Annotated in this window: 16 protein-coding genes; 7 read left to right on the top strand and 9 right to left on the bottom strand. The window is 70.7% G+C overall.

Annotation, left to right across the window (positions count from 1 at the left end; genetic code table 11):
• Positions 1–55: 55 nt before the first annotated feature.
• Positions 56–520 carry a hypothetical protein gene (locus tag OO69_RS08000; RefSeq protein WP_051800839.1) on the bottom strand — a complete coding sequence of 155 codons (465 nt, stop codon included), beginning with the start codon at positions 518–520 and terminating at the stop codon, positions 56–58.
• A gap of 259 nt (positions 521–779) precedes the next feature.
• On the opposite strand from OO69_RS08000, the gene OO69_RS07995 reads away from it, so the two are divergent.
• Both OO69_RS07995 and OO69_RS07990 read left to right on the top strand, forming a co-directional pair.
• The gene (locus OO69_RS07995) at positions 780–1247 is read left to right on the top strand and encodes a DUF1003 domain-containing protein (protein WP_033279754.1); all 468 of its coding nucleotides are present in this window, start codon (positions 780–782) and stop codon (positions 1245–1247) included.
• Between the two features lie 68 nt (positions 1248–1315).
• A complete protein-coding gene (locus OO69_RS07990; RefSeq protein WP_033279753.1) occupies positions 1316–1606 on the top strand; it encodes a WhiB family transcriptional regulator in 291 nt (96 codons plus the stop codon).
• Positions 1607–1619: 13 nt separating this feature from the next.
• On the opposite strand, the gene OO69_RS07985 is transcribed toward OO69_RS07990, so the two are convergent.
• Both OO69_RS07985 and OO69_RS07980 read right to left on the bottom strand, forming a co-directional pair.
• Positions 1620–4313 (bottom strand): AAA family ATPase, encoded by a 2694-nt coding sequence (locus OO69_RS07985; RefSeq protein WP_033279752.1) that lies wholly within the window; start codon positions 4311–4313, stop codon positions 1620–1622.
• Positions 4314–4467: 154 nt separating this feature from the next.
• Positions 4468–6960, bottom strand: coding sequence for a lysylphosphatidylglycerol synthase transmembrane domain-containing protein (locus OO69_RS07980; RefSeq protein ID WP_033279751.1), 2493 nt, complete (start codon positions 6958–6960; stop codon positions 4468–4470).
• Positions 6961–7194: 234 nt separating this feature from the next.
• Between OO69_RS07980 and OO69_RS07975 the strand changes: the two genes are divergently transcribed.
• The 3 genes from OO69_RS07975 (at position 7195) to OO69_RS07965 (ending at position 10458) form a co-directional block, all read left to right on the top strand.
• A complete protein-coding gene (locus tag OO69_RS07975; RefSeq protein ID WP_033279750.1) occupies positions 7195–7746 on the top strand; it encodes an HdeD family acid-resistance protein in 552 nt (183 codons plus the stop codon).
• Positions 7747–7956: 210 nt separating this feature from the next.
• Positions 7957–8835: an LLM class F420-dependent oxidoreductase gene (locus OO69_RS07970; RefSeq protein WP_033279749.1), complete on the top strand. Its 879-nt coding sequence runs from the start codon at positions 7957–7959 to the stop codon at positions 8833–8835.
• Positions 8836–8916: 81 nt separating this feature from the next.
• A complete protein-coding gene (locus OO69_RS07965) occupies positions 8917–10458 on the top strand; it encodes a GMC family oxidoreductase (RefSeq protein ID WP_051800838.1) in 1542 nt (513 codons plus the stop codon).
• Positions 10459–10545: 87 nt separating this feature from the next.
• Here OO69_RS07965 and OO69_RS07960 read toward each other — a convergent pair whose 3' ends face one another.
• From OO69_RS07960 to OO69_RS07950, 3 genes are all read right to left on the bottom strand, one after another.
• Positions 10546–11001, bottom strand: coding sequence for a MarR family winged helix-turn-helix transcriptional regulator (locus OO69_RS07960; RefSeq protein WP_033279748.1), 456 nt, complete (start codon positions 10999–11001; stop codon positions 10546–10548).
• Positions 11002–11086: 85 nt separating this feature from the next.
• Positions 11087–11878 (bottom strand): acetoacetate decarboxylase family protein, encoded by a 792-nt coding sequence (locus tag OO69_RS07955; protein ID WP_033279747.1) that lies wholly within the window; start codon positions 11876–11878, stop codon positions 11087–11089.
• Between the two features lie 74 nt (positions 11879–11952).
• Positions 11953–12438 (bottom strand): MarR family winged helix-turn-helix transcriptional regulator, encoded by a 486-nt coding sequence (locus tag OO69_RS07950; RefSeq protein WP_033279746.1) that lies wholly within the window; start codon positions 12436–12438, stop codon positions 11953–11955.
• 154 nt (positions 12439–12592) lie between these two features.
• On the opposite strand from OO69_RS07950, the gene wrbA reads away from it, so the two are divergent.
• On the top strand, positions 12593–13195 hold the full coding sequence (wrbA, locus tag OO69_RS07945; RefSeq protein WP_033279745.1) for an NAD(P)H:quinone oxidoreductase: 603 nt from the start codon (positions 12593–12595) through the stop codon (positions 13193–13195).
• A 46-nt stretch (positions 13196–13241) separates the two neighbouring features.
• Here the strand turns inward: wrbA and OO69_RS07940 are convergent, their stop codons facing one another.
• On the bottom strand, positions 13242–13646 hold the full coding sequence (locus OO69_RS07940) for a tautomerase family protein (RefSeq protein WP_033279744.1): 405 nt from the start codon (positions 13644–13646) through the stop codon (positions 13242–13244).
• 232 nt (positions 13647–13878) lie between these two features.
• Between OO69_RS07940 and OO69_RS07935 the strand changes: the two genes are divergently transcribed.
• A complete protein-coding gene (locus OO69_RS07935; protein ID WP_051800869.1) occupies positions 13879–15117 on the top strand; it encodes a cytochrome P450 family protein in 1239 nt (412 codons plus the stop codon).
• A gap of 12 nt (positions 15118–15129) precedes the next feature.
• Here OO69_RS07935 and OO69_RS07930 read toward each other — a convergent pair whose 3' ends face one another.
• Together OO69_RS07930 and OO69_RS07925 are read right to left on the bottom strand one after the other, a co-directional pair.
• Positions 15130–17313, bottom strand: a complete 2184-nt coding sequence (locus tag OO69_RS07930; RefSeq protein WP_033279743.1) for an alpha-galactosidase — start codon at positions 17311–17313, stop codon at positions 15130–15132.
• 67 nt (positions 17314–17380) lie between these two features.
• On the bottom strand, positions 17381–18730 hold the full coding sequence (locus OO69_RS07925; protein WP_033279742.1) for an ABC transporter substrate-binding protein: 1350 nt from the start codon (positions 18728–18730) through the stop codon (positions 17381–17383).
• Between the last annotated feature and the right edge of the window lie 75 nt (positions 18731–18805).

Here is an 18805-nt window from a genome sequence, read left to right as displayed (position 1 = left end):
CTGCCCCGGCCGTCCGGCCGTCCGCCCCACCCGCGGGCGCGTCAGAGGCCGACGGCTACTGCGCGGCCTCGGCCGCTTCGTCAGCCTCGACCCGCGCCAGCACCGCGTCCAGCGTGGCGTACTCCGCCTCCTCCACGGCCGCGATCGCGAACTCGACGGCGTCGGCCGCGTAGTCCTCGGCCTCGTCTGCGGCATGGCCCAGCCGCTTCGCGTCGCGCTCGGCCTTGCGGTCCTCCAGTTTCGTGCGGACCGAGCCCACGTGGTCCTGCCAGGAGGTCTGGACCTGGTTCCAGCTTCCGGTGACGTTGGCCTTGGCCCGCTGGCCGCTCGACTGCAGCCGCTGCGCGCCCTGTTCGGCCTTGTCCTTCGCGTCGGCCACCGCGGCGGACAGCTTCTGCCGGTCCTCCGCGACACTCGCGGCCACGGTGCGCTGGGCATCCTGGGCCTTCTGGGACAGCTCGGCGAGCCGGCCGGCGGGGCCGTCCGAGGTGGCGTTCTTCTGCGGCGTCGGGTCCGACATGGTGATCCCTTCCTTGACGGATACGTCCTGCTCGATGACGCGAGGTACCGGGGTACACGCCTCAACTGCCCGTCACTCTTCCGTCGCGCCGTCCCGGCCCGCTTGGGTCAATCGACTCAATGGACGGCGTACGGATGCGCAATGCCGCCTCGCCCGCAGTCAGTTGACCCAAGGAACGCGCCCGGCCCGTCCCTACGCTGACGGACGTCTCTCGTGAGCAGCGGATCAAGGAGTGCCCGTGCCCCCTGGAACCAATGGGTTGGACATACGACTGCCGAACGAGCAGGCCGTGCTCGCGCGCATGCGCGGAACCCAGGACCGGATCGCCGACGCGATCACCACCTTCGCCGGAACCATGCGGTTCGTGTACCTCCACGCGCTGTGGTTCGCGGTCTGGATCACCTTCAACGAGGGCCTGTTCGGCCCGTCCGCGGTCTGGGACCCCTACCCGTTCGGACTGCTCACGATGATCGTCAGCCTGGAGGCGATCTTCCTGTCGACCTTCGTGATGGTGAGCCAGAACCGACAGGCGATCCGCGAGAAGGTCCGCGCCGACCTCGACTTCGAGACCAACATCCGCTCCGAGGTGTGGTCGGCCCACATGGGCCATGTCCTCGGGATCAGCGCCGAGCAGGTCGAGCAGGACGTACGGTCACTCCTCGCCCAGAACCGGGCGAAGATGAACGACTCCGAGCCGATACCGACCGCCCATCGGTCAATCGACTGAAGCCGTGACGCAGCCCCGGCGACGACGATGATCCGCACCGGATCGACCCGTCACCGGGAGGAAGCGTCATGATCCCTCGCCATCGCCCGTTCGCCGCCTACTGGGACTGGCAGCAGCACGCCCTCTGCCGGGGCATGGACAGTTCCGTCTTCTTCTCCCCGCCCGGCGAACGCGGCACCGCGAAGCGGGCGCGGGAGAAGAAGGCCCGCGCCGTGTGCGGGAGTTGCCCCGTGATCGAGGTCTGCGCCCGCATCGCGATGAACGGCCCCGAGTCCTACGGCGTGTGGGGCGGCATGTCGGAAGGAGAACGCAGCGCGCTGCTACGGCCGCCCCGTGCGCCCAGGCGGAGGCGCAAGTGACTCCGGCCCCGCGTCACAGGACCGCCGGACCGTCCTGACCGGCCGGCCTCAACAGCGGGGCCAGCTCGCTGCGCGAGGTGATCCCGAGCTTGGGGAAGGCCCGGTACAGATGCGCGGCGACCGTGCGGTGGGACAGGTACAGCCGTTCCGCGATCTCCCGGTTGGAGAGCCCTTCCGCGGCCAGCCGCGCGATCAACGTCTCCTGGGGCGACAGGAGTTCGGCGATGGACGGAAGCGGGTTGTCGGCTCCGTGCGCCGCGTTGTGCCCCGCCCAGTCGCAGGCGCCGACGAGGTCGAAGGCGGTCCGTGCCGAGTGCAGCAGCGCGCGGGACCGGGCGGCCTGGCGGTGGCGTCGCAGCCACTGTCCGTACGCGTGCTCCGTCCGCGCCTCGACCAGGGGCCAGCGGGAGAGGTCCTGGTCCAACGCGGCCTGGTAGAGCTCCTCGGCCGCCGTACCGGGGGCCAACACGGCGCGCACGTAGGGCAGTTGGACGTGCAGCAGCGGGGCCGGAGTCACCCGCGCGGCTTCCTCCACGGCCGCGAGGACACGCACGGCCTCCTCACGGTCGCCGCCCCGGTCCGCGGCCACGACGAACGGCGTCAACGCGGCGAAGCCCTGCCACCGCAGGCCCTCGGGCGGCAGGTCGAGCAGCGGCCGCAACTCGTCGTACGCCTCGGTGTACCGCCCCTCCGCCAGCCGCGCCAGCCCACGCGCCAGCCGTAGCGCCGGGACGAGATCAGGGCGCTGCCACGCGGCCACCGTGTCGGCCAACTCCTGTGCCCGTGCGACCTGTCCGCGCAGTGCGGCGGCGATCGCGTCCGTGGCGGCGAGGGCGGCGACCATGGCCGGCTGTCGGATCCCGGCGACGATCCGCCGTGCCTCTTCGGTGAGTTGAGCGGCACGCGGCCAGTCACCGAGCAACAGCAGGTCGGCGGCTTCGGTGAGGAGGGTCTCCGCGAGCAGGCCGAGCCGGCCCTGTTCACGGAGGATCGGTGCCGCCCGGCCGAGCAGGTCGACCGCGCGGACCGGATCCCCGATCTCGTGCGCGGCCATGCCGAGCAGCCGCAGTCCGTCGGCGTCGGGGCGGTCCCCGACCGTCTCGCGCGAGGGCAGCCGATCGGTCAACTCCCGGCCGTGGCGTACGGGTTCGGTGAGGGCCAGGGTCGCGAGGTGGCGTGGGTCGTTCGTGAGGGTGACGGGCTGGGTGGCCTCGACGACGCCGGCCCGCGCGGCAGGGTCGGCCGCGGTGCGGTGAACGTGGAGTGCCGCGCTCAGCAGAAGGTCGAGGGCGAGGTCGGGGTCGCAGGCCGACAACTCGCCGATGTCCGGAGGCCCTTGGGTCCGTGCCGGGCCCGGTTGCGGCTCCGCGTCCGAGAGGTCCCGCAGCCACCAGGCCTTCGCCCGGTCCGAGGCGCCGAGTCGCTGATGTTCCGCGGCCTCGATCAGCGAGTGGGTCAGGCGGATACGCCCGAGCCCGTACGCGTGCTCGGCCGCGGCCAGCAACCGGTGGCCCCGGGTGACCGAGTCCGTGGTGAGCTGTGCCGAGCGTTCAAGGGCCCAGATGGCCGCGACGACTCCGTGCCGTCGGAGCAACGAGGCGTGGGCGTCGGCCAGTTCGTCCGCCAGCTCGTCGTCGGGGCCGTTGACGGACTGGGCGCGATGCCAGGTGCGCCGGTCCGGGTCCTCGGTCAGCACCTGCGCCAGGGCCGCGTCGGCGGCCTGTCGGCGGGCCTGCGGCTCCGCGCCCAGCACCGCGAAACGGACCACGGGATGAGAGAAGCGCAGGGTCGTCCGGTCGAGGCGTACGAACGAGGCCGCGATCGCGCCGTCGAGGACGTCCACCGCGACCGCGCGCCCGGCGAGGACGGAGGCCGCCGCCAGGATCTCCGAGAGGTCTCCGACCTGGTCGACGGCCGCGACCAGCAGGGCGTCCCGTGTCCGGTCCGGCAGGTCGCCGAGGTCGGCCGCGAACGCCGTCTCCAGGGCGGAGTTCACCGGCAGGTGGGCCCAGGATCCCGGAGGCCCCAACGGGCGCCATGCCATGGGGAGTTCGACCAGGGCGAGCGGGTTTCCGAGCGCCTCGCCGAGGATGCGTTCGCGGACGGCGGGTGCCAGTGCGGCCGCGTGGCGAGCGAGCAGTCGTCGCGCCGCGGGCTCGTCCAGGACCGGCACGTCCAGTACGGGCACGCCCGGCAGGGGGCGTCCGGGGCGGAGGGCCGCAAGGACGACGATCGGGTTGTCGTCGACCCTGCGGGCCAGGAACGCCAGGACGTCCCGGGTGGGCCCGTCGAGTCGTTGCGCGTCGTCGGCGATCAGCACCACGGGCTGCTCGGCCGCAGCCGCCGTGAGCAGGTTGAACGCGGCCAGGGCCACCCGCAGGGTCTCCGGCGACGGTCCGGAACCGCCGTCGAACGCCGACCGCAGGATGCCGCACTGTCCCGCCGGCAGGGACTCGGCCGTGCCGAGCACCGGCCGCAGCAACGCGTGCAGACCGCTGAAGGGCGCGTCGTCGGAGTCCCCGGCCACCTCCAGCAGCCGCCATCCCGCCGACCGGGCACGTTCCGCCACGGCCCGCAGCAACGCGGACTTGCCGACGCCCGGACCGCCTTCCAGCGCCAGGGCGCCACCGGCGGCGGGCAGCCTGCCCAGCAGGTCGTGCAGGACCCTCACCTGCTGGTCGCGGCCGAGGAGCCCGGCTTCGTACACGCGTCTCCCCAGACTTCCAGGACATTCCACGTCTTCACCAGCGGAATCGTAGGAGAACCCCCGCGGCAGGGCTTCGGTCATGTGACCGCGCCCTGAACTGCAAGGCGACGCCGTCCGGTCCGTCCAGCGTACGGCTCCCTGGTACGCCGACTCGTCACACGTAACCCCGCCGCTGCACGAAGCTCAGGGCCAGGGCACCCAGCGGGACGTTCAGCCAGAACGTCAGCAGCCGGTACACGAGCACCGCCGAAGTGGCCGCCCCCGCCTCCACACCGAGCGCCGTCAGCCCCGCGATGAGCCCCGCCTCCAGCGCCCCGAGCCCGCCCGGTACCGGAGCCGCGTTGGCGATCAGCCGAGCCGCCATGTACGCGGCACCGACCTGGATGAAAGGCAGATCGGCGCCGAGCGCGTGCAGGCTCATCGCCAGGCCGACGACCTGGATGAGGGGCAGGCCCAGCGCGCCGACGACACCCACGACGACCTTGGCCGGTTCGGTGGCGAGCCCGGCGACGGTCGATCCGGCCGCGCGCAGGAACGGCCACACCTTGTCGCGCAGGAAGCGGCGGCCGGGCGGGGTGAAGCCGAGCAGGCCCCCGGCGGCGAGCACCAGGGCGACGGCCCACAGCGCGTACCGCCCGGCGGACAGATCCAGATGGACTCCCGCGTGGCCACGCCCCGCCCAGGCGAAGAACACGGCGGCGACAACGGTGTTGGAGAGCGCGCCGGCCAGGCTCTGCAGCCCGACGGAGGCCGTGGCGGCCCCGGTCTCGATCCCCGTCTTCTGCAGATAGCGCAGGTTGAGCGCCATGCCGCCGACATTGCTCGGGGTGATCCGGTTCAGGAACGAACTCGCGAACTGCACCTGGTAGGTGGGGCCGAACGGCAACCGGTCCGGGATGGTGCCCAGCTGCAGACAGGTCGAGAACGCCTGCGAGACAAAGGTGATGGGCAACACCGCGAGCAACCACCACCAGTTGGCGTCACGCAGCGCGTCGACAGCTGCCGGTGCGTTGGCCAACTGCGGGAGCACCAGGTGGAGTACGAGGAACGCGCCCGCCAGTCCCAGGACGCTCTTCCACGTGAATCGTGCCAGATGCGCGAGCGGAACTTCCTTGGCACCAGTGGCAGTTGAGACCTCGGCGGCGAGATCACGCAGCAGACTTGGCCGACCTCCGGCACGCAGCGTCCGCCGTCCGGTCTGCTCCCTGGCCGCCCGTGCACGGGCCTGGTCGTAGCGGGCGACCGCCTGCCGTGCGGGTCCCATCAGCGCGAGCGGCTGGAGGTACGGCAGCGCGGTCGCGAGCAGTTCCGGCCCGAGGCCGGCCAGCGCGCACGCGGTGGCACGCCCGGGGCCGATCCGTACGGCGGTCGTGGCCAGCAGTTCGGCGATGTCGGCGCCGAGCATGTCGGGCGGGGCGTTGAGTCGGCCGCGCGCGAACGCGGAGAGGCGGCTCTCACCGCCCGGTTCGACGCGGATGTGCTCGGGGCGCAACTCCCCGTGTCCCAGCCGGTGTTCCTGGAGTCGGGCCACGGAGGTCCACGCCCCGACGAGAAGCTGATCGGTCAACTCCCCGTCCGGCACAGCAGACAGCGCACGGGAGTCGTGCTCGACGGTCGCCACCAGCGCGCCGCCCCCGGCCACCGGGTACGCCATCACCGGTTCGTCCACCCGGGCGCCGGTGCGGGCCGCGAAGACGAGCATCAGCAGCTCGTGTTCGGCGGCTCCGAGCGGCAACTGGGCGGTGGCGTCGGCCGGATGGCGCAGGAGCGTGCGCCGGGCGAGCCGGTGGAAGAGGTCACGGTTGTGGTCCTCGGCGGCGAGCACGCGCACCGCCAGCCGTGAACCGGCGGTGGTCACGGCGCCGTAGACCGTCCCCTCCCCCAAGTGCTGTTCCTCCGGCGGCAGTTCACGCAGCGTGCCGACCGAGATCCCGGAGTCGGCGAGGGCGTCGGCGACCGCCTGTATCGCCGGACGGTCGGCGGGGGCCCCGGCCAGCAGGAGTACGGCCGACCCGGCGGCGCCGCCCACGGCGAGTGCGGCGACGGCGTCCAGCGGAACGATCGCGGCGGCCGCGACACTCAGCGCGCCGCAGGCGACGGCCAGGAACCACAGCGCCCGCCGCTGACGCGCCCCGAGCCACGGCCCCGCCGCGACGACCGCCGCCGCGCAGGCCGCGAGGTACACAGCCGACGGCCAGCCCGCCCGCACCAAGCCGTCCCGGCCGTCCAGCACCTCCGGCCACGCGTCCGGTCTCCCCCGCGCCAACGCCAGATGCGTGAGCGCCCACGCGCCCAGCGCACCCAGCGCCGCCGCGGGCAGGACCCGTAGAACGGGCTCGGCCCGCCGCCGTACGCACCACAACACCCCCGCGGCGACGGGTGCGAGGAGGGCGACGGCCTGGACCGTTCCAACGAGGGCGTCCCGCAGGGCCGGGGGCAGTGCGGTCGCCGTGGTGAGGAGGCCCTGCTGGGCCGCGCGGACGAAGTCGCGGGTCGCGACGGCCAGGAGCACCGCCACGAGGAGTACGGCCAGGGCCACCAGCAGGCGCCACAGATCGACGGCCCGCCGGACGGCCCGCCGCGGCGGCTCCTCGATCACCGGAACCGGGGTCGGCGGGCCGTCACGGCCGTCGGTCCCACTGATCACGTCGGCTCCTTCTCGACAGGCCGTAGGCCGGGAGGCACCGATGCTCGCACTCCAACTCGCCCCGCGCATCGGTCAGATGACCGCACGGGTTTCTGTGCCGACGGTATGGGAGTAAGGAAGTAGCGGATGCAGTCGTATGACAGATCGCGTCGGGGAGGCCCGACTCTAGCCTTCCTGGCGAACCCCGGCCTCGGGCGAAGAACGAGGCGACACCCTCGTATCTGGAAGGTGACCATGTTCACTTCACCCAACGTGCTCCTCTGGCGCGGTCTGCTGGCCGTCGCCCTCGGCGCGGTCTCCGTCGCCTGGCCCGGCATCACCATCAATGCCTTCGTCATCCTGTTCGCCGTGTACGCGTTCCTGACCGCCGCGACGGACAGCGCCCGCGCCTTCGCCGGCGACAGGGTTGGACCGGTCCTCGGCTGGCTGCTGCTCGCCGGGCTCTCGCTGGCGGGCGGCGTGGTCGCGCTGGCATGGCCCGGTATCACGGCGCTCGCGCTCACGATCTGGATCGCCGCGTGGGCACTGACCACCGGCGCCATGGAAATAGCCCTCGCCTTCCAGCGCGACGAGACGGCGGGAGAGCGCACCCTGTACCTCCTGACCGGCGCGGTATCGATCGTATTCGCGTTCTCCCTGTTCGTCCGCCCGGACATCGGCGCGGTCTCCCTCGCCACCGTCTTCGGCCTGTTCAGCCTCGTCTACGGCGTCTCGGCGGTCTTCGCCTCCTTCGAGGAACGGCGCCGCCGGCACACGGCGAGCGAGCGGGAGCCGGTCCGCGCCTGAGCCTCCGGCGACGGACACCCGCGTGGCGCCGACCGGCCGGCCCGGTGGAAACGGCGCCACGCGGTACCGGACGGGAGGGGATCGACCGTGCTACAACCACTCCCCTTCCGGCACTTTCCTTGTGTCCATTTCCTTGCTTGACAAAGCATATATCGCGCCCGGCATACTCGATGGCGATCGATCCAGCGGTTCGCACGACGGAAGGCCCGCATGAACCTCGGCATCGCCATCGCGGATTTCACCCGGCCCGGCGGCCCGGCAGGCATCGCCCGCCATGTGGGGCAACTCGCCCGCACAGCAGATGAGTTCGGCTTCACCCGCATCGCCGTCATGGACCACCTCTTCCAGATCGGCATCGTGGGCACCTCCGAGCGGGAGATGCTGGAGGCGTACACCACGCTGGGCTACCTGGCCGCGTCCACCGAACGCGCCGAACTCCTCGCCCTGGTGACCTCGGTCGGCTATCGCGAGCCCGGCCTGCTCGCCAAGATGGTCACCACCCTCGACGTCCTCTCCGAGGGCCGCGCCGCCCTGGGCATCGGCGTCGGCGCCGGCTTCAACGTCGCCGAGGCGCGCGGACTCGGGCTGCCCTTCCCGCCGGTCGCGGAGCGGTTCGAGCGACTGGAGGAGACGCTGCGGATCTGTCTGCAGATGTGGAGCGAGGACGAGAAGCCGTTCGAGGGCCGGTACTACCGACTGGAGCGCACCCTCAACTCCCCCGCCTCCGTGCGGCGTCCGCACCCACCGATCCTGATCGGCGGCTCCGGCGAGCGGAAGACACTCCGGCTCGTCGCGGAGTACGCGGACGCCTGCAACCTCTTCCACGGACCCGACCTCCAGCACAAACTCGACGTCCTCCGCAGGCACTGCGACGACGTCGGGCGCGACTACGACGAGATCGAGAAGACGGTCCTGCTCCCGCTCGACCCCGGCACGCGCGGCGGGAACGTCCACGCCCTGCTCACGGAGTTGCGGCGACTGGACCACCTCGGCTTCGACCACGTCATTGGACCGGTCCGGGGAGCCGATCAGCTCGCCGCGCTGCGACTGCTGGGCGAGCGCGTCGCACCGGAGATCACGAACACCTGAAGGTCTCACCAGGCGTGCAGCAAGGTCGGCGTAGAACCATTTTACTTGCTTGCGACAGCATATAGATATGAGGAGAAGTCCATGAGCACCACGAGCGAACACCCCGAACGCGAAGCCGACGACGGCGTGGACGTCGTGATCGTCGGCGGAGGTTCCGCCGGTGCCGTACTCGCCGCGAGGCTCAGCGCGGATCCGCGGCGCACGGTGCTGTTGATCGAGGCAGGACCGGACTACCCCCAAGGCCGCGTCCCCGAGGGGCTGTTGACCCCGCATGTCCTGGCCGACCCGGACCACGACTGGGGTTACACCGCACGTGCCACCGACCTCGCCCCGAGCATTCCCGCGCCGCGCGGCCGGACCATGGGAGGCAGTTCGGCGGTGAACGCGGGGGTGGCGATCCGGGCGCGCGCCGCGGACTTCGCGGCCTGGGGCGAGCGGTACGGGATCAAGGGCTGGTCGTACGACGAAGTCCTCCCCACGTTCCGGGAGATGGAGAACACGCCCACCGGGGACGACAGTTACCACGGCCGCAGCGGGCCCTTCCCCGTCCGGCAGTGGACGTACGACCAACTCACCTCCTCGCTGCGGGCGTTCGTGGACGGCGCGGCGAATCTGGGGTTCCGGCGGAACGACGACTTCAACGGCGCCCAGCAGGACGGTACCGGCGGCTACCCGGTGAACATCGTCGACGGGGTGCGCCAGAACTCCGCGCTGGTGTACCTGACGCCACAGGTGCGCAGCCGCCCCAATCTGACCGTGCTGAGTGACGTCACGGTCGACAAGGTGCTCGTCGAGGGCGGCGCGGCGCGGGGTGTCGTGAGCGCGTCGGGGTCGGTCTTCCGGGCGGGTGAGGTGGTGCTCTCCGCGGGGAGTTACGGCAGCCCGGCCATCCTGCTGCGCTCGGGTGTCGGTCCGGCCGAGGAGCTGCGGGCGCTGGGTATCGACGTGGTCGCCGATCTCCCGGTCGGCCGCAGGTTGCAGGATCACCCCTTCTTCCACGCGCTGTTCGCCCTCACGCCCGAGCACCAGACCCTGACGTCGGCCTTCGCGGCGCATCTGTGGCTGGCCTCACCCGAGGCCCGGACCGGCGAGCTGGACCTCGGCATCGTCGCGACCCATCTCCCGGACGGCTCCTTCAGCCCGACCGGCGGGGCGATCCTCCTGGCCACTGCGGTGACCCGCCCCGAGTCGCGCGGTTCGGTGCGGCTGGCGAGTCGCGATCCCCATGACGCCCCGGTGATCGACAACAACTATCTCGCGACGCCCCGGGACCGCAGCCGCATGCTGGAAGGCGTGCAGCTCGTACGCCGATTGGCGAGCACCGCGCCGTTCGCGGACGCCGTGGCGTTCGAGCTCGTACCGGGTGAATCAGTGGGCACCGGCGAGGAGTTGGAGGCGGCGATCGCGGCCGGGATCTCGACCTACGGCCACCCGACCTCGACCGCGCCGATGGGCGGGCCCGGGGACGAGTGGGCCGTCGTCGACGAATCGGGCGCGGTGCACGGGCTGACCGGGTTGCGGGTGGTCGACGCCTCGATCATGCCCGAGGTCCCCTCGACGGTGACCAACGCGACGACGATCATGATCGCGGAGCACATCGCCCGGCGCGTGTACGGGAGTTGAGGCCGATCGGCGTCGCGTCACGCGGAAGGTCCCGGACACGAGAGATGTGTCCGGGACCTTCCGCGTGCACTGCGGCCGCTCCGTATCTCAGTCGAACTTCCCGACCACCGTCTCGAACTGCCGCACCATGGCCGACAGCGACCGGCCGTCGAGATGGTCCATCACGCGCTTGCGGGCACTCGCGAGGTGTATCGGATAGGCAGCCTCGAGCCGCTTCAGCCCCTCCGGGGTGAGCGTCGCGACATTCCCGCGCGCGTCGCCCTCGTAGCGCCGCTTCACGACTTGGCCGCGGCTCTGCAGCGCGTCCACGACGCGGGTGATGCGGCTCGCCGACAGGGCGGTGGCCGCCGCGAGATCCGCCATGCGGAGTTCCTGGTTCTCGGCCTCGGACAGGCTCATCAGGACGACGTACTCGGTGAGCGTCAGTCCCGTCGCCCGCAGCAGATCGTCGTCCAGCGAGCGCGGCAGCGCGACGATGACCCGCATCAGGGCGCGCCAGAAACGCTCTTCCTGCGCGGTCAGGGGATCCTCGGCAGCGGTCATCCGTGCAGATTAGCGTGCTCAAGCAAAGAACCTCAAGCAAGGAAGCTTGAGCCATGACACCTCACGGACGCCGCCCGTCCTCCCGCTACACGCCCAGCCGGCGCACGTCGGTCACGCTGTACGACATCGAGGCGCGGAAACCGGCACCGGTGCGCACGGGAGCCAGGTCGGCCAGTTCCTCGCCGCGGGCCGCGAACAGGGTGAGGTCGCCTGTACCGGTCCAAACATCGGCGAGCCGGCGGTCGTCGAACTCGGCCATGACCAGTTCGTGCACGGCGGGCTTGTCGTACTCGCCGGCGACCAGGCTCGGGAAGTGCCGGAGGTTGACGGTGGGGCGGGCGAACAGCGCGGCCGGGTCGGGCGCCGGCTGCTGGAGCGTGACCGTGGCCTCCGCGAGGGTGTGACCGGCCGCCGACAGGGAGGCGCCGAAGCGGCCGCCCGCGGCGAGGGTGGGAGAGGCGCTTCCGGGTGCCGCGAAGACACGGGTCTGGTGGACCGAGCCCAGCTTCTTCGGGAAGCCCTGCACCCAACCCCGGGCCAGGGCAAGGTCGTTGTCGACGTAGATGTACGGGCACCACGACACGGGCTCGCCCTGCCAGTGGGCGTCCACGAGCACCATGAACTCGCGGTACTGGCTGCGCACCGGGTCGAGGTACTCGTCGTGCCCGGCGGAGAACTGCCAGTCGACGAACAGCGCCACCGCGCGCCCGTCGGAGTCCGGGTCCGGGGTCAGCCCCTCGGGAAGGGTCGCCTCGGCGGCGGTTGGATCGGTCCAGAACTCCACGCCGACGATGTCGCCGGCGTAGTGCCACGGTGGGGCGGAGGCGAGGTTCGCCTCTCCGCGCGGTGACAGCGGGTAGGTGTAGCCCTGGAGCATGGGGGTGCCTCCTCAGCGGAAGATCGGTCCGGAACGGCACCATGTTTCGCCACGGCACCCCGCCCCGGCTTGCGTCATGTGACTGCATCTCCGTACACGGAAGTCGCCTCGCGGCCCTCCGCCACCGCCTCCAGCTCCCCGGCCAGCCGCTGCACCAGGGCGGGGTCGAGCTGGTCCAGGACACGTCGGCGCGCACTGGACAGATGGGCCGGGTAGGCGCCCAGCAGCCGTTGCCGACCGGCTTCCGTGAGGACGGCCACGCTCCCCCGCGCGTCCGTCGCGTGCGGCCGCTTGACGACCAGGCCCTGTCCCCGGAGCGTCTCCACGAGCCGACTCACGCGGCTCGCGGACAGGGCCGTGGCGGCGGCCAGATCGGTCATGCGCATACGGTCACCGTCCGCCTCGGAGAGCTGTATCAGCACGATGTACTGGCTGAGCGACAGGCCCGTCGACCGCAGGAGATCCTCGTCGAGCGCCCGGGGCAGCGCCACGAGCAGTCTCTGCAGGGAGCGCCACAGGCGTTCCTCCGCGCTGCTCAGCGGTTCCGGCACGGGAGCCATTCCCTTTCCCTCCCTCCTGAGGCCGTGGGAACACTCAAGCACAACCATTACTTGCTTGACAAAGCATTTTAGGACGAGTGAAGATACTTGCCAGAGCAAGGATTAGCGCATCCGTTGGACCGTTCCACGCGACGGCAAACGAGAGGAACTACCCATGTCCCCCAAGATCGCAGTCATCTACTACTCGTCGACCGGCACCGTGCACGAGCTGGCCGAGTCCGTGGCGGAGGGCGCCCGTAAGGAGGGTGCGGAGGTACGACTCCTGCGCGTGTCCGAGCTCGCCCCCGAGGAGGCCATCGCCGCCAATGACGCGTGGTCGGCGCATGCCGCGGCCACCAAGGACATCCCGGTGGCGACCGGCGCCGACATCGAGTGGGCCGACGCCGTGATCTTCGGCAGCCCGACCCGGTTCGGCAACATCGCCAGCCAGCTGAAGCAGTTCATCGACACGCTCGGCGGGCTGTGGGCGCAGGGCGAGCTGGCGGACAAGATCTACAGCGGCTTCACGGCCACCGCCACGGCACACGGCGGCCAGGAGTCCACGCTGCTCGCCCTCTACAACTCCGTCCACCACTTCGGCGGCATCATCGTCACCCCGGGCTACACCGACCCGGTGAAGTTCGCCGACGGCAACCCGTACGGCACCAGCCATGTCAACGGCCAGGGAGCCCTCCCCGTCGACGACACGGCCCGAGCCGCCGCCGTGTATCAGGGCAAGCGCGTGGCCGCGGTCACCGCGCGGTTCAAGGACGCGTGACGGAAGGGGAGTTGGAGGCGGACGGCGATGTTCGGGCCTTCGTCGTTCAGGCCTCGCCCCGTCGCGCCAACCACTCCCGCTCCTCCCCCGGTTCGGGCAGGACCTGACCACCCTCCACGGCGGACCGGGCCGGGCTGTCCTGGATCACCACCATGACGTGGCTCTCCTCAACTCCGGTGCTGCGTACGGCCGCTGCGGACAACTCCAGCGCCAGTCGCGTCGTGCCTTCCTGCGGATGTCCCCGCCTCGCCCAGCCCGTGATGATCAGGGGCGTGCCCGGTACCCCGCCGGCGAAGACGTCCTCCGCCGGCGGCTCGGCGAAGATCACGTTGACGTAGGCCGGCGGCACATGGTTGATCGCCGCGTGGATCCGGGTGATCTCGGCCGCCAGCGCAGCCTTCGACTCACGGGTGAGGGTTCCCTGTGCCGCGGTGCAGGTGTAGACGGGCATGTCGGCTCCTCATGGTTCGGGGCGCGTCCAACGGGTGACACCGGCATCACGGTCGCTCCTGCCATGCAGTCATGGCTTCCGCCATCCGACGGAAGCCATGACTGCACCTGTCAACCAGCGTGATTTCGGGGGCAGTTACCCCTCCCCCGATCGAGCCCGGCACGCCTTGACACACTTCCCCTCCGACGCAATCCTTGCCGACGAAAGCAACAACTTCGGGTGGGAGACCGCGATGACCACAAGCACCCCGGACGACAAAGGCGGCCCGCTGCGGGCGGTACTGGAAGGCACCGCGTTCCAGGCGGATCCGCACGCGGTGCTCCGGCAGTTGACGGACTCCGGGGCCGCGCACCGCTGCGAACCGGACGGCGCTCCCCCGCAGTTGCTGATCACGGGCTACGACGCGGCACGCCAAGTGCTCACCGATCCCCGCGTGTCCAAGCGGAGCGAACGCGCGGGGCTGGAGCCGGGCTGGCTGATGAGCGGTGTCCGGGACGAGGTCGGGATCGACTACATGCTGACCGTGGACCCACCCGACCACACCCGCCTGCGCAAACTGGTGACCCGCGCCTTCACTCCCCAGCAGATCGAGTCCCTACGGCCCCGCGCGCAGGAGCTCGCGGGCCGGTTCGCGGACGACGTACTCGCCCTGGATACACCAGAGTTGGTGGACGGCTTCGCGGCCCGCGTCCCCATCGCCGTGATCTGCGAACTGCTCGGCGTGCCGCTGGACGACTGGGACAGGTTCCGCTGGGCCTCGGAGCAGATCGTGTCCCCGGTCGCGGGCAGTGACCGGGAGGAGGCGTACGTCTGGATGAGCGGGTATCTGGCGGAGCTGATCGCGGCCAAGCGGGCCGACCCCGGCCAGGACCTGCTGAGCGCGCTGGCCAACGACACCGTCGAGGACCGGCTCACCGACCCGGTGTTGGTCGGCATGGCCTTCCTCCTGCTGATCGCCGGGTACGAGACGACCGCCAACCTCATCGGGGCCGCACTCCTCGGACTCGCCCGACAGCCGGACCTGTTCAAGGCGTTGAAGGCCGATCCCTCCCTCGTGCCCACGGCGGTCGAGGAGTTCCTCCGGCTGGACGGGCCGGTGCTCACGGCGACCGAGCGCTTCGCCACCGAGGAGATGCGGGTGGGTGAAGTGCCGGTGCGCCGGGGCGACATGCTGCTGGTGTCCCTCGCCGCGGCCGACCGGGACCCGGCCCGTTTCGAGCAACCGGACGCCTTCCGCCTCGGCCGCCCCGCCAGCCATGTCGCCTTCGGGCACGGCGTCCACCACTGCCTCGGAGCGCCGTTGGCCAGGATGGAGGCCACGGTCGCGATCACCGCGATGCTGGAGCGTGTCGAGAGTCTGGAACTGGCCGTGGACGCGGCCGACTTGGAGTGGACGCCGGGCCTGTTGATGCACGGGGTGCGACGGCTTCCCGTGTCGGCCGTGATCTCCGGTAGCTCGAACTCACGGTGATGCAGACCGACTTCAGTCCTGGCGACGGACCTCGATGAGGAGCGCCTGCTGGGGGTTGAGGGTGGGCATGGGCAGACCGGCGGTGGCCAGCACCGCGCCCGGCAGCGTGAGCCAGTCCTCCTGCGCGGCCGTCAACCACGCGGGCGACGCGATCTGGTGGAAGGAGGGCAGGCCCAGCTCGGTACGCACCCGGAGCTGGTAGCGGGCGTCGGGGCTCAGACCGGGAAAACGCGTCCGGCCGGACTGCCCTTCGGCCGAAGTGGCCACCCTCGCCCAGGAGTACAGCGCCCTTGAACCGTCGTGGGCCACGACTCCGTGCAGTATCCGGGCCTCGTCCTCCAGGTCGGCACGTACCGTACGACCGCTGTGCAGCAGTGGGCGCAGTTCGCGGTAGAGGGCGGTCCAGGCGGTCAGTCTGGTCAGCTCCTCCTCCGAGCACTCGGCGAGATCCTGCTCGATGCCCGCGTGGCCGAAGAGGGCGGTGGTCAGGCGGAACGTGTCGGAGGTGACGCGGCCGGTGGTGTGGCTGCGGGCGGCGCCGACGTGGGTACCGACGAGTTCGGGCGGGAGGAGTTGGACGGTCCAGCTCTGGATCGACTGGCGTTCCACGGGGTCGTTGCAGTCCGAGGGCCACACGCGGTCGGTGCGGTCGAGTACGCCCAGGTCGACCCGGCCGCCGCCGCTCGCGCAGCTCTCGATCTCAAGGCCGGGGTGCCGTTGCTTGACGGCGTCCAGCAGCCGGTACAGCGCCTCGACCTGGGCGTGGCCCGCGGGCCGGTCGCCCAACGCGCTGACGGCTTCCAGGAGTTCGCGGTTGTGGTCCCACTTGAGGAAGGCGATGTCGTAGCTTCCGACGAGCGCGTCCAGTGACTTCAGCAGGTAGTCGAAGACCTCGGGGCGGGAGAGGTCCAGGACGTGCTGATGGCGGGCGGTCGGGCCAAGGCCTGCGGCGGGACCGAGGATCCAGTCGGGGTGGGTGCGGGCCAGGTGGGAGTCGAGGTTGACCATCTCGGGCTCGATCCAGAGCCCGAAGTCCATGCCCAGCGACCGGACATGGTCGGCGAGCGGGCTGAGCCCGTCGGGCCAGACCGTCGGGTCCGCGAGCCAGTCGCCGAGCCCCGCGGTGTCGGCGCGACGCCCGCTGAACCAGCCGTCGTCGAGGACGAACCGCTCGACCCCCACCGCGGCGGCCCGCTCGGCCAGGGCTCGCAGCCGACCCAAGTCGTGGTCGAAGTAGACCCCTTCCCAGCTGTTGAGCACCAAGGGGCGAGGGCCGCGCGGGTGTTGGGGTCGTGCGCGCAGGTGGCGGTGGAAGCGGTCGGCGATGCCGTCCAGGCCGTTCGGTGACCAGGCGAAGTGGCAGCGGGGAGTGCGGTAGGTGTCGCCGGGTGCCAGACGGATCTCGCCCGCGCGGAGGAGTTCGCCACCGCCCAGCGCGGAGGCGTGAACGCCTGCTCCTTCCGGGAGTTGCTCGACCAAGTAGCGCTGGTCACCGCTCCATGCCACGTGTACGGCCCACACCTCACCGGTGCCGAATCCGAATCCGGGTACGCCCACCGTCATGAGGTGCGGCGAGTCGACGCCGGGTTTTCCGCGTCGTACGTCGCGCACATGGGCGCCGTGGTGCAAGGGGTGGCGTTGCGGGGAGCGTTCGCGGCTCCACTTGCCGGTGAAGTCCAGGATCTCGGTGGCCCGGCGCGGCAGGGGCAGCAGGGTCAGGGCGCCGGCGAGGTCGTAGGGCGTCGAAGCGGCGCTGTCCGCGCGGGAGATGACGGCGTCGGCGGTGAGGATGCCGTAGGGGTCGAGGGTGTAGGTGAGGGTGATGTCCAGTGCGGAGGGCGCGTCGGTGAAGTGCAGTTCGAGTACGCCGCCGCCATCCGGGTCCGTGTGGTGGGTGGACCCGGTGAGGGTGGGGCGGGGTGCGGTGGCGGTGCCTGCCTGGTGGCCGTGGTGGGCCGGGGTGCCGGACCAGCCGTCGGCCTCGGTGGGCCAGACGGTGAACCGGCGTGGGATGTCGGGGGCGTTGTTGAGGATCGCGGGTTCGGCGGTCAGGCTCAGGGCGGTCAGGTCGTCGGGGGTGAGGTCGCCCAGGTCGGCTCCCCAGTGCAGGACGCGGGGCACCGGTTCGGTGAGTTCCACGGCGAGGCAGGTGCCGGCCGCGCGCAGGCTGACGATGCGCGAGGGGGTCGCGGGCATGCAGTCTCTTTTCGGGGAGGGCGGCGGGACGCGCCGTCAGGGCCATGTCCCGCCGGGGAGACGGCTGTTACTTCTGGGTGAGGATGCTCTTGGTCTTGGACTGCATGTCGGCGAAGACGCTGTCGTTCTTCTGTCCGCCGAAGTAGCCCTCGATCAGCGGCTCGATCGCGTCCTGCAGGGCGGCGCCGTTGCGGAAGTCCGGTGACGGGTAGAGCTCCTTGTTCTTGAGCATGTCGGTGAAGACCGAGAGGTCGACGCCCTGTGCCTTGAGGGCCTTGGCGGAGGCGTCCATCGAGGCGGGGATGGACGGGAAGAAGGTGCCGGTCGCCGACGCCTTGGTCTGGCAGGCCTCGGAGCCCATGTAGGAGACCCACTTCCAGGCCAGGTCGGGGTTCTTGGTGCCCGCCCAGATGGTGTTGCCGTTGGAGTTGCTGAAGACGGCACGGGTCTTGTTGTCGGGGCCGAGGACCGTGGGGGCGATGCCGACCTTGATGTCGGGGATCTTGGCGAAGGTGGACGCCGTCCACGAACCGCCGGTCTCCATCGCGACCTTGCCCGAGGAGAGCAGGTCGACGTCGGACACGGTGTTGGTGAACGTGCCGATCTTGGGGGCGTATCCCTTCGCGACCAGCGTGCGGATCCAGTCCATGGTCTTCACCAGGCGCGGGTCGTCGTAGTTCAACTGGGTCGGCCAGTTGGCCTTGTTGCCGAGTCGCCAGCCCGTGGTGGAGACGAAGGAGCTCCAAGTCGTCTGGCCCAGAAAGTCCTTGGCGGCCAGCTGACCGAAGCCGTACGTCTTGATGTTCGCCTTGTCGAATCCAGGCTGGTCACCGCGTCGGCCCTTGGAGTCGACGGTCAGGTGGGCGATCATCTTGCCGATCGTGCCGCCGTTGTCGGGGTTCCAGTTGAGGCTCTGGACGTCCTTGGTGGTGTAGCCGGCCTTGGTGAGCATGTCGGTGTTGTAGTAGAGGCCGGTGGCGGCCCAGTCCAGGGGCAGGCCGTACTGGTGGCCGTCGGTGTACTTCCACGAGTCGACGCCGACGGAGAACCTCGACAGGTCGAACTTGTCCTTCTTGATGTAGTCGTCCAGTGACAGGAGTTGGTGCTGGTCGGCATACTGCGGGAAGAACTGGACGCTGTTCTGGAACGCGTCGGGAGCCTTGCCGGCCACGAAACCGGCGGTGAGCTTGGTGAAGTAGTCGGTGACGCCGTACTGGGAGATCTTCACCGTGACGCCCGGGTTGGCCTTCTCGAAGTCCGTGGCGCAGACCTTGTACGCGGCGGCCTGTTTGTCGTCCCAGGTCCACCAGTTCAGGGTCGAAGAACCGGAGCTGCTACTGGAGTTGGAGGAGCAGGCGGACACGAGGGCCGTCAGGGTGAGCGCGGCTCCGAGTGCCACGGCCTTGCGAACTCTCATGGTTCCTTCTTTCACTGGTCTCTAGAGGCTTTCGCCGGTCACTGGAGGCATTCGCTGCCGAACTGGAGGCTCTCG

Source organism: Streptomyces sp. NRRL F-525 (assembly GCF_000716605.1).
Taxonomy (GTDB): Bacteria; Actinomycetota; Actinomycetes; order Streptomycetales; family Streptomycetaceae; genus Streptomyces.
This window is presented reverse-complemented; position numbering and strand designations above follow the sequence as displayed.